Annotated in this window: 13 protein-coding genes and 1 pseudogene; 3 read left to right on the top strand and 11 right to left on the bottom strand. The window is 67.1% G+C overall.

Annotated features, from left to right (window positions below; genetic code table 11):
• The coding region (locus C474_RS21760) for an acyl-CoA dehydrogenase family protein (RefSeq protein WP_394295428.1) at window positions 1–136 on the top strand (136 nt) is incomplete at its 5' end.
• A 135-nt stretch (window positions 137–271) separates the two neighbouring features.
• Here C474_RS21760 and C474_RS23625 read toward each other — a convergent pair.
• The 7 genes and pseudogenes from C474_RS23625 to C474_RS16340 all read right to left on the bottom strand — a co-directional run bounded on the left by C474_RS23625 (window position 272) and on the right by C474_RS16340 (window position 3,911).
• Window positions 272–547: an enoyl-CoA hydratase/isomerase family protein gene (locus C474_RS23625; protein WP_394295427.1), complete on the bottom strand. Its 276-nt coding sequence runs from the start codon at window positions 545–547 to the stop codon at window positions 272–274.
• A gap of 116 nt (window positions 548–663) precedes the next feature.
• A pseudogene (locus C474_RS23620) lies at window positions 664–1,071 on the bottom strand (enoyl-CoA hydratase/isomerase family protein); the annotation flags it as partial.
• Window positions 1,072–1,290: 219 nt separating this feature from the next.
• Window positions 1,291–1,455: a PaaD-like zinc ribbon domain-containing protein gene (locus C474_RS22700; protein ID WP_008388807.1), complete on the bottom strand. Its 165-nt coding sequence runs from the start codon at window positions 1,453–1,455 to the stop codon at window positions 1,291–1,293.
• Window positions 1,456–1,457: 2 nt separating this feature from the next.
• Window positions 1,458–2,321: a Phenylacetic acid catabolic protein gene (locus C474_RS16355; protein WP_085944958.1), complete on the bottom strand. Its 864-nt coding sequence runs from the start codon at window positions 2,319–2,321 to the stop codon at window positions 1,458–1,460.
• Window positions 2,322–2,404: 83 nt separating this feature from the next.
• Window positions 2,405–2,617 carry a hypothetical protein gene (locus C474_RS16350; protein ID WP_008388805.1) on the bottom strand — a complete coding sequence of 71 codons (213 nt, stop codon included), beginning with the start codon at window positions 2,615–2,617 and terminating at the stop codon, window positions 2,405–2,407.
• Window positions 2,614–2,991 carry a metal-sulfur cluster assembly factor gene (locus C474_RS16345; RefSeq protein WP_008388803.1) on the bottom strand — a complete coding sequence of 126 codons (378 nt, stop codon included), beginning with the start codon at window positions 2,989–2,991 and terminating at the stop codon, window positions 2,614–2,616. Before C474_RS16345 ends, C474_RS16350 begins: the two co-directional genes overlap by 4 nt.
• The gene (locus tag C474_RS16340; RefSeq protein ID WP_049917117.1) at window positions 2,988–3,911 is read right to left on the bottom strand and encodes a Phenylacetic acid catabolic protein; all 924 of its coding nucleotides are present in this window, start codon (window positions 3,909–3,911) and stop codon (window positions 2,988–2,990) included. Before C474_RS16340 ends, C474_RS16345 begins: the two co-directional genes overlap by 4 nt.
• Window positions 3,912–4,185: 274 nt before the next feature.
• On the opposite strand from C474_RS16340, the gene C474_RS16335 reads away from it, so the two are divergent.
• Window positions 4,186–4,668: a GNAT family N-acetyltransferase gene (locus C474_RS16335; protein WP_008388797.1), complete on the top strand. Its 483-nt coding sequence runs from the start codon at window positions 4,186–4,188 to the stop codon at window positions 4,666–4,668.
• Entirely contained in the window at window positions 4,668–4,952 is a 285-nt protein-coding gene (locus C474_RS16330; protein ID WP_049917116.1) for a 2Fe-2S iron-sulfur cluster-binding protein, read from the top strand. Before C474_RS16335 ends, C474_RS16330 begins: the two co-directional genes overlap by 1 nt.
• Window positions 4,953–5,261: 309 nt before the next feature.
• On the opposite strand, the gene C474_RS16325 is transcribed toward C474_RS16330, so the two are convergent.
• Genes C474_RS16325 through C474_RS16310 form a run of 4 tightly spaced genes read right to left on the bottom strand, consistent with a single transcriptional unit; the run spans window position 5,262 to window position 9,685 of the window.
• Window positions 5,262–6,215 (bottom strand): MBL fold metallo-hydrolase, encoded by a 954-nt coding sequence (locus C474_RS16325; RefSeq protein ID WP_008388793.1) that lies wholly within the window; start codon window positions 6,213–6,215, stop codon window positions 5,262–5,264.
• The gene (locus C474_RS16320; RefSeq protein WP_008388790.1) at window positions 6,208–7,635 is read right to left on the bottom strand and encodes a UbiD family decarboxylase domain-containing protein; all 1,428 of its coding nucleotides are present in this window, start codon (window positions 7,633–7,635) and stop codon (window positions 6,208–6,210) included. Before C474_RS16320 ends, C474_RS16325 begins: the two co-directional genes overlap by 8 nt.
• A complete protein-coding gene (locus C474_RS16315; protein WP_008388789.1) occupies window positions 7,635–9,188 on the bottom strand; it encodes a UbiD family decarboxylase in 1,554 nt (517 codons plus the stop codon). The genes C474_RS16320 and C474_RS16315 overlap by 1 nt, the downstream gene beginning before the upstream one ends.
• Window positions 9,185–9,685 (bottom strand): hypothetical protein, encoded by a 501-nt coding sequence (locus C474_RS16310; RefSeq protein ID WP_008388788.1) that lies wholly within the window; start codon window positions 9,683–9,685, stop codon window positions 9,185–9,187. The genes C474_RS16315 and C474_RS16310 overlap by 4 nt, the downstream gene beginning before the upstream one ends.
• Window positions 9,686–9,727 lie beyond the last annotated feature (42 nt).

Genomic DNA, 9,727 nt, shown 5'->3' with positions numbered 1-9,727 from the left:
GGTGTACGGCGGCAAGGGCTACCGGACGGACCTGCCGCTCGAACGCTACTACCGCGACGCGCGCATCCTCAGTCTCATCGGCGGCACCTCCGAAATTCAGCGGACGACCATCGCCCGCGAGACGCTCGACCTCTGAGGCGTCCGCGGGACTCCCGCCGAGGCCGCGGCGCTCTCGGGTCGAACCGATACCGTAAAAATAGAACTCGAACGGCCGAAGTTCGGAGTCGGACTCGGACGGATGCCGTCTCGTTCGACTCGAACCGCCGTCGGTTCAGTCGTCGTCGTTCGTGACGGCGTCGTCGCCGAGTTCGGCCTTGATGAAGTCCGGTTCGCGCTTTTCGAGGAACGCGCTGATTCCCTCCTTCGCACCCTCGGTGTCGAACAACTGGTTCTGCAGTTCCCGCTCGTGCGCCAGCGCGTCGTACAGCGACATCTCCATCCCCTCGTTGATGGCGACTTTGATGTGCCCGACGGCCTTGTTGGGGAGGCTCGCGACCTCTTTCGCGAACGCGACGGCCTCCTCCTCGGCGGTCCCGGGTTCGACCAGTTCGTCGATGATGCCGGCGTCGGCCGCCTCNCGACGGCCTCCTCCTCGGCGGTCCCGGGTTCGACCAGTTCGTCGATGATGCCGGCGTCGGCCGCCTCGCTCGGGTTGAGTCGCTCGTCGGAGAGCATCATCTTGAGCGCCTTCGACCGGCCGACGTAGCGCGGGAGCAGTTGCGTCCCCGCCTCGCCGGGGATGAGGCCGAGTTTCACCTCGGGGACGCCGAGGTTGTAGCCGTCGTCGTCGCCGCAGTAGCGGATGTCCGTCGCGAGCGCGAACTCCAGACCGCCGCCCATGCAGTGGCCGTCGACGGCCGCGATGAAGATGGTGTCGGTCGAGCGCATCTTCAGGATGGACTCCTTGCTGGTCTGACTCGCGTAGCCGATGTGCTCGGGGCTCTCGTCCTGCAGCGCTTGGATGTCGTACCCCGACGAGAAGAACTTGTCACTGGTACTGCTCAGCACCGCGGCGCGAACCGTCTCGTCGAAGCGGATGGTCTCGACCATCTTCTGGAACTCCAGCACCATCTCGGCGTCGTGGGCGTTCGCGGGCGGCTTGTTCAGCCGAACGATACCGACGTGATCGTCCTGTTCCGTCTCGAAGTTCTCTAGCTCGAGTTCTGCGAAGGTCTCCATACGACTCCTACATCCATAGGACAGTATAAATAGTTACCGACACGTAAAACCGATAATACGGCTAGTACAGCCGCTAACGCCGCGATATTGCCTCTCCTGCAAGTCGCCTCTCTACCGACCCGAGTCCGCGACCTCGCCGTCGTATTTGATACGCTCGAAGACGGTGTGACAGCCGTTGCAGTAGTACTGACTCTTCGAGACCTCGGACCCGAACTGCGAGTGCCGTTCGGTGTCCGTCGACCCGCAGAACGGGCACTCGGGGTGCGTCGCGGACATGGTCAGTCCATCCTGAACTCGGCGTTCTGGACGCCGCTGAGCGATTCCACGTCCCCCTCGGAGATGGTGCCGTCGCCCGTCCGGCGGCGGCGCTCGTCCCACTCCTCGGGTTCGGGGGCGTCCCAATCCACGTCGAGGCCGTCGACGTCGACGGCCGTTCCCTCGAATACCTCCTCGAGGTGGTCGACGAACGCCGTGCGCAGAGCCGACGCCGACCGGTCGGTGAAGCCGGACGCGACGAGGGGGTCCGTCTCCTCGTCGTACGCGGCGGGCCCGAGGAAGGCGAGCACCTTCGGGAGCGCGTCTTCGAGCGCCGCGACCACCTGCTCGGTCCGCTCGTCTCCCATCGTCTCCAACCGGCCGTCGAGAAACTCCAGGTGGAAGAACTCGTCCTGCCCGATGCGGGTGCCGAGGCCCTCGAAGTCCTCGTGGTCTATCGCGTCGATGAGGTACCACGCGGCGCGTTCGGTCAGGCCGATGCGCACGACGAACTCGACCCACGANCCCTCGAAGTCCTCGTGGTCTATCGCGTCGATGAGGTACCACGCGGCGCGTTCGGTCAGGCCGATGCGCACGACGAACTCGACCCACGACTCGGGCCGTTCGTCGACCGTCGCCGCGTTCGAGAACTCGGCGGCCGTCCGGTCGCCTTCGAGCCAGTCGTCCTCGCACCCCTGCTGGCCGAGGAGTCGGAACAGTTGGCGGACGTGCCCGAGTTCGTCCTGCGCGGCGCTCGCGCCGGCGATGTCGTCTTCGAGCACCGGTCCCGAGAACATCCACTCGGCGTACCGCTGCGACAGCACGAGTTTCGTGTCGGCGATGGACTGCACGTAGTCGACCGCCTCGTCGGACCANCCCGAGAACATCCACTCGGCGTACCGCTGCGACAGCACGAGTTTCGTGTCGGCGATGGACTGCACGTAGTCGACCGCCTCGTCGGACCACTCGCTCACGCGGCATCACCCGGCGTGTCCGGCATGTTACCGACGTTGGTGGCCTCGACCATGTGCTCGCGTCGGACGACGACGAGTCGGTCCCAGTCCTCCTCGTCGAACGTCCGGTAGGCGTACACCTTGGCGAGTCGGTCGTTCTCGGCGTCGACGTTGCCGACGTTGATGAGTTCGTCTCCGGCGTTGATGCGAGCGAACACCTCGTACTTCATAGCGCGATACCGGACTCCCGCATCTTCTCTCGGACGTCCTGCGTCAGCATGCTCTTCTCCCAGAGGGGGGTCCACACCACGTCGACCTCCACGTCGTCGACGCCGGCCATCGTCCGTAGACAACCGCGGATGTCGTCGAGTATCATATCGTACGCGGGACAGCCCATACAGGGGAACGTCATCTCGACGCGTACGTCCGCCCCGTCGGCGTTCTGCTCGACGTGCACGTCGTATATCATCGCCATCTCGACGAGGCTCACCGGGATGTGCGGGTCGGGAATCTCGTCGAGGTTCGCCCATATCTCCTCTTCGAAGGCGGTGGCGTCCTCGGTCGGTCCGAACGGCGTCGTATCGGTCTGTTGTTGGATGCTCATGCTGAGACGGGGTCCAGTTGGCTCGACTGCAGGAGGTTCACGTACTTTTCGTTGGCCGGGCCGCGGGAGCGCCAGCGGTCGATGACGTCGTCCCACGTGGTGTTCTCCTCGAAGTGCCACGTCTTCGTCTCCGGTTCGAAGTGCGCCGGCATCTCGTACTCGACGACGTACTCGTCGGCTTCCTCGTCGTAGTGGGCGGGCACGTCGATGTCCATCTGGTTGCAGACGGGGACGGCGCTGTCCATCCACTTCTGCCGGAGTTCGTCGTTGCTCAGGCCCTTGATGCGGTAGGCGAGTTGGTCGTCGTGCTTCTTCTTGTCGTCCGGCAGTCCGAACCACTCCAGGGCGATGGGGAACATCCAGTCAACGGCGTCCTGTACCTTCTGTTTCGTCTTGTCGTTCTTGTTGGAGAGGCGGCGCATCCACGTCTCGCCGTGGCGGAGGTGGAACTGCTCTTCCTTCCCGACTTTCGTCAGCGCCCGCTTCCACGGGGCGTAGGAGGTGTTCTCGTGGATGTCCGAGAGCAGGGCGATGCCCGCGCGGTCCCACAGACCGTGGGCGGTCACCAACTCCGCGAAGTTGTCGAGGTGCTGGTCGAAGCCATACGTGTTGCGGAACTCGTGCGGTTCGCGCCCGTGGATGAGGTACTCGCGGTCGTACCCCAGGTCCTCGAGCAGTCGGTACGCGATGTGGCCGTGACCGAGTTCGTCCTGGATGACGCTGATGCAGGAGGCGCGCGCGTTGACGCTCGGCGCGTTCAACGACGGGCCGTAGTAGGCGGGGGCGCTCATCAGTTCGGTGTCCCCGGACACGAGGAGCGTCTGCGTCAGCGCCTTCTTGTAGTCCTCGGTCATCTCCGCCTCGGACTCTATCATCTTCCCGTCTTGCAGCTGCTGCTTTAGCTTCTTATCGGTCACCATGCTCGTGTCTCTCGTTGCCGTNTATCAGTTCGGTGTCCCCGGACACGAGGAGCGTCTGCGTCAGCGCCTTCTTGTAGTCCTCGGTCATCTCCGCCTCGGACTCTATCATCTTCCCGTCTTGCAGCTGCTGCTTTAGCTTCTTGTCGGTCACCATACTCGTGTCTCATCTTCCCGTCCACTCCTATTAATTGTTTGCATCACGCGAGTCTCGAACGACGGACGGCACCCCACCCCTCCGATACACCTTTTTGCTCGCGGGTCCGCATGGGTTGACATGGACGTTGAAATCCGGCGGGCGACCACCGAGGACGGACCGGCCCTGCTCGACCTCTGGCACGGTTTCACCGAGCATCTCTCGGAGTACGACGAGCGGTATCAACACAAAGAGGACGCCGACGACCGGTGGCTCCAGTACTTCGAGAACCAACTCGTCGACTCGAAGTACGGCGCGGTGTTCATCGCCGTTGCGGACGACGACATCGTCGGCGTCATCGAGGCCCGACTCACGGGCGACCACCCCATCTTCCGCCTCTCCGACCACGGCTACATCAACGGCCACTACGTGGCCGAATCGTACCGCGACGAAGGCGTCGGCGACGCCCTCGTCGAGGCCGCCGTCGACTGGTTCGCGGAGTCCGACCGCGATATCTCCTTCTGTCGCGTCGACGTCATCGAAGGGGACGACCAAGGCCGGAAGGCGTACGAACGAATGGGGTTCTCTCCGGTCGAACACGTGTACGAGCGACAGGTGGAATGATGACAGAAACGTACGAGGTGGAATTCGTGAACGAGGGACGCACTATCGAGGTGCCCGCGGATCAGCCGATTCTCGAAGCGGCCGAGGAGGCCGGCCTTGACCTCCCCTATCAGTGCCGGATGGGCGTCTGCGGCGTCTGTAGCGCCATCCGCGTCGTCGACGGCGACGTCGAGCAGACGGAGGGGATGTTCCTCTCCGGGAGCGAGAAAGAGGAGGGGTACGTGCTCACGTGCGTCGCGCGGGCGCGGTCGGACCTGAAACTCGAATCGAACTCCGGTCCGTAACCTCGCTTTCCGTCTTCTTCTCCGCCGGTCTTCGACCCCAACCGAGACGCGTTTCAATTCGCTGTTTACAAATCTGCTTACGGAATCTGCGAACTCGACGGTGAAGATTCATGAACGTTCGGTCCCTCCCTGTCGGGGTGATGTGGTGCGGGGAGCGAAAAAATAACGAACGAATCTAACGATGTAACGGATAACGTTCGCCGGACGCGCTCGACGAGTGGACGGTCGAGATGTTGACAATATTGTAAACGGACGACTGCAGGCGAACTCGGGGTCGGATGGAGCGACTAGCTGAAAACGGGACCGCGGTCACTCGAAGAGCGATGCGGGAACCGCTCCGTCCGAGGAACCGTCGAGAGCGTAGCGTTCGGGGTCGGACCCGACGCGCGAGACGGCGGACTCCGCGGCCAGCGCTCTGAGGTGTGCGGCCGCCTCTCCGGCGCCGAACTTGACGTGGACGCCCCGCATCTCGCCGAACAGGTCGACCGCAATCTCCCACGGCGTCCCCTCGCCCCGCCCGTCCACGCGTTCCGCGACGCGTTCGGCCCGCTCTCGGTGGTGCGCCCGAATCGTCTCGACGCGCTCCGGGAGCGACAGACCCTCGCCGTGGCCCGGGTAGCACTCGCCGTCGTGCCGGAGTAACCGTCGGAGCGTCCGGAGATAGTCGGGGAGGGGATTCTCCGCGCGGGTGTCGCTCCCGCCGACGTTCGGCGTGTACGTCGGCAGGACGGTGTCACCGACGAACAGGGCGCCGTCGCACCTGAAGGCGAGGTGCCCCTCGGTGTGTCCCGGCGTGTGCAGGAGTTCGCCGCCGGCGACGGCGTCGCCGCCCTCGTGGGCGACGACCGGGGTCCGGTCGGGAAGCGCCGAGGGAGCGTCTCGCTTTCGCACCTCCTCGATGCGCTCTGCGGGGACGCCCCACCGAGCGAGCACCGCCGCGTCCCGGCGCGTCCGTCGTCGCCGCGCCTCGCGGTACTCCGCGAGCAACGGCGCGTCCCGCCAGTGCATGTGAATCGTCGCGTCGGCCGCGTCGGCGAGTCGCGGGGCCAGACCGACGTGGTCGGCGTGCCAGTGCGTGAGGACGACGTGCTCCACGTCGGTTGAGGCGAGTCCGGCCGCCTCGATGCCCGCCCGCAACCGCTCGAAGTCGTCGTCGCCGGGCGGCCCGGGGTCGACCACCACGCCGCGGTCCGGGAGCACGTAGGCGCTGTTGGACCCCTCGGGCGAACCCTCGTTGACGGCGATTCGGTGCGGTTCAGTCACCGCTGTCCTCCCCTCCTTCGTCGTCGCTTCGTTCCTCCGCGTCGTCACCGTCGAACCCCAACTCCGCCCACCGCTCTTCGACCGTCCGCCGAACCTCCGGGGGGTACATCAACTCGAAGTTCACCTCCGGCGCGATGAACTCCTCGTCCCAGCGGGGGTCCCACGCGGCGTTGACGAACAGCCTCGACCCCGTCTGTCCGTCCCGCCGGTACGCCGGCGCGGCCGCCGCGGGCGCGGCCGCCTCGCTGAACACCCAGTCGTGCGAGGGATGCGCCTTCACCCAGATGTCGTCCAGCGCCCGCGCGAGGTCTTCGAACGCCGCGTCCGCGTCGAGAACGACGACCTTGTCGAACGACGTGGCGAAGGAGAACAGCGTGTTCGCCAACTGCCACTCGAACCCGGCGTACAGTATCTCGCTCGCGACGAAGCAGACGCCGAGCTGCGCCTCGACCGGCAGGCCGATCCAACTGACCGGCGAGACGCCCCAGTAGCCGTTCACGCGGGCTTGGAGGCGCGCGCCCTCGACGAGGCTCGTCTGGTGGATGTCGTCCCCGAGCGGTTCGCCGACCGGGGCGAGGGGGACGAGCGGGTCCGACCGGGTCGCCACGCGGTCGACCGAGACGGTCACCGCCGCGGCGTCCGCGACGCTCTCCCACGCCGCCCGGGGTCCGGCGGCCGGTTCGTCGGCGGGAGCGACCGTTCCATCGAGGACGACTTCCGCGCTGGCCGGGACGAGGCCGCCGGCGTGCGGCGCGACGGGGACGTCGTCCAGGGCGGCGGCTATCTCCGGCGCGGTCCACGCTCGCCACGGGTGCGTCCGGGCGCACGAGAGGTGCGCGGCCATCAGCGCCGCCGTCGGCACGCCCAGCGCCACCGTGGCCGACCCCGGTTCGACGCGGCTCGCGACGGTGTCCGGGACGTGGAGGCGGAGCGTCGTCCGCCCGCGGACGTCGCCGCGAACGGGCGCCCAGAACTGCCGCCCGTCGACTTCGACCGCGAGCAGCCCTTCGGAGACGAGCGGTCGGTCGCTCGACGACACCGTCGGCAGACAGAGCGCCGAAGCGTCCCGCTCGTGCCCGCTCGCCGCGGCGGCGCGACGCCGCAACGATGGACGCTCCTCCGGAGCGGTCGACAGCACGTCGAGCATCGTCTCGTACGTCGCGTCGCCCGGCAGACCGAGTCCGAGCGCGATTCGGCTCCACGGTAGCCGTCGCCGTCGGACCATCCGGTCGGGGCCGCCCCGCACGCCGCAGGCGAGTCGTCCGACGCCCGGCACGTCCGTCAGCAACATCGCGGGGCCGTTCGACCGCGCGCTCTCGGCCGCGACGGCGAACGCGAGGTCGGGGTCCTCGACCGGTTCGTCGACCGTCAGGAGGTCCTCGGCCGCCGCCAACGCGTCGACGGTCTCTCGGAACTCCATCAGCGCTCGCCCTCCGAGTCCGAAGCGTCAGCCGCGCGGTCCGTCTCCCGCCGGGGCGTCGCCGCGACGCCGGCCGTCGCGAGCAGTTCCCGCGCGCGGTCCCGACTCGACTCGGAGACGACCGGCGGTCGCGCCCCCTCCGAACCGGTCGCGTCGATGTACGCCTTCGCGGTCTTCGCCTTCGAGGTGCCGGTCTGCGCGTCGCCCTTCTCGTCCGGCGTCTGGTAGATGTTCAGCGGGACCTTCGGCATCGTCTCCACGCCGAACTGGTGGAAGTCGGCGTCGGGGTCGGCGTGCAGGGCGATGGCCTCGAACACCTCCCTCGTGTCTAGAGGGTCGACGCAGGCGTCGACGAAGATGAAGAAGTCGATGTGGAGCATCCCCCACGTCGTGAAGATGAAGTTCGCCAGTTCGTGGAGCGTCCCGGGGTCGTCCGTCGCCGTCGCCACCACGTACGCCGTCCGCGGCGTGAACTGCCACGGCACGCAGCGGACCACGTCGAACCCCGCCGCGCGCAGGCCGAGCGTCGCGTCCGGACCGACACAGCCCACCTCCATCGAACTCGTCGTGTTCTCGGTGTAGCCCGCGCCCGTCCCCTCGACGCAGAACGGGATGATGGGCGACTCGCGGTGCGTGATGGCGTCGACCCTGAACGCGGGCATCGACCGTCGGGGGCCGTGCATGTAGCCGAAGTAGTCGCCGAACGGCCCCTCGTCGAGTCGCTCCTCGGGGAGGAGGTGCCCCTCGACGACGAGTTCCGCGTTGGCCGGGACGCGGAGGTCGTTTGTCTCGCACTCGACGAGTTCGACCGGCGCCCCGCGGAGGCCGCCCGCGTACCGCGCCTCGTCGCTCCCGGTCGGAATCCACATCACAGACGTGCACTGAACGGCCGGTTCGGCGCCGACGACGATGGCGGCGGGCATCGGTTCGTCGCGTCGCTCGTACTTGTAGTAGTAGAGGTTCGGCGTCTGCTCGCCCGCGAGCAACAGGACGCTGCTCTGCCGGTCGTCGTGTATCATCATCCGGTGGGTCGACCAGTCGACCCACTCGGAGTCGGGGTCCGGGGCGACCAGCGTGTGGAGGTTCGAGTAGCGCCCGCCGTCGCCCGAGTGGATGTACGGCCACGGCAGCGACAGCAGTCGCGCCTCCTCGCCCGTTCGGACCACCTCCTTGCACGGCGCGGCCTCGGGCGTCGCGTCGACCGTCACCGGGTCGACGGGGTCGGTCAACCGATCCAGCATCGCGTCGTAGTACGCTTCGCTGTCCGCGTCCGCCGGGAGGCCGAGCGCCGTCGCGATGCGGTCCCACGGCCTGCGCTGCGACCCGCGATACGGGTCGCCGACCAACCGCGCGCCGGGGACGTCGCTCCCCCGCACGTGCTCGAACAGCGGTATCGGGCCGTCTCGGTCGCCGGCGCGCATGGCGACGGCGCTCGCTTCGAGGTCCCACGACAACTCCTCGGTCACCCGGACGAGTTCCCCCCGCGCGTCGAGCGCGTCGAGATACGACCGCAGACTGGGTTCGGAAACGACCCGTCGGTCGGATTCGCTCACCGGTCCTCCCCTCGGAATGCGGCCGCGACGGACTCTCGCTCCAGTGCGGTCCGGAGGTCGACGTACTCCTCGACCAGTTCCGGATACTCCCGCGAGAGCTGCGCCGACAGCAGCGACCGGACGGCGTCGGAGAGCGAGTCGTACTCGCCGGCGCGGACGAGATACTGGAGCATCGCCCGCAACTCCTCCGAGCGCGCGTTCATCAGGTCGGACCCGTCGCGCGCCTCGCGGAGACACTCCCGAAGGAGTTCCTCGTCGACGTGCCCTTCGCCTATCTCCGTCTCGATGAAGTCGATGTACCACTGCTCCTGTGTGTTCTCGTGCGGCCCCTTGACGACCGTCAGCGGGACCGCGTCCGAGAGGTCGTCGGGGTCGCGGGAGACCCGCGCCCGCGTCCGGAATATCTCCCGGGATTCCGTGTCCGTCACCTGCAAGGTGATTTCCCCGTCCGTGTCCTCGGGGAGGTACTCTTCGGACGTGGTGTACGTTCGTGCCATGGGCGTTCGAACGACGGTCTCTGCCCATACCGCATAAATGTT

The sequence above is a fragment of the Halogeometricum pallidum JCM 14848 genome (assembly GCF_000337095.1).
Taxonomy (GTDB): domain Archaea; phylum Halobacteriota; class Halobacteria; order Halobacteriales; family Haloferacaceae; genus Halogeometricum; species Halogeometricum pallidum.
Note: the sequence above shows the minus strand (reverse complement) of the source record. Positions and strands in the feature narration are given on the sequence as shown.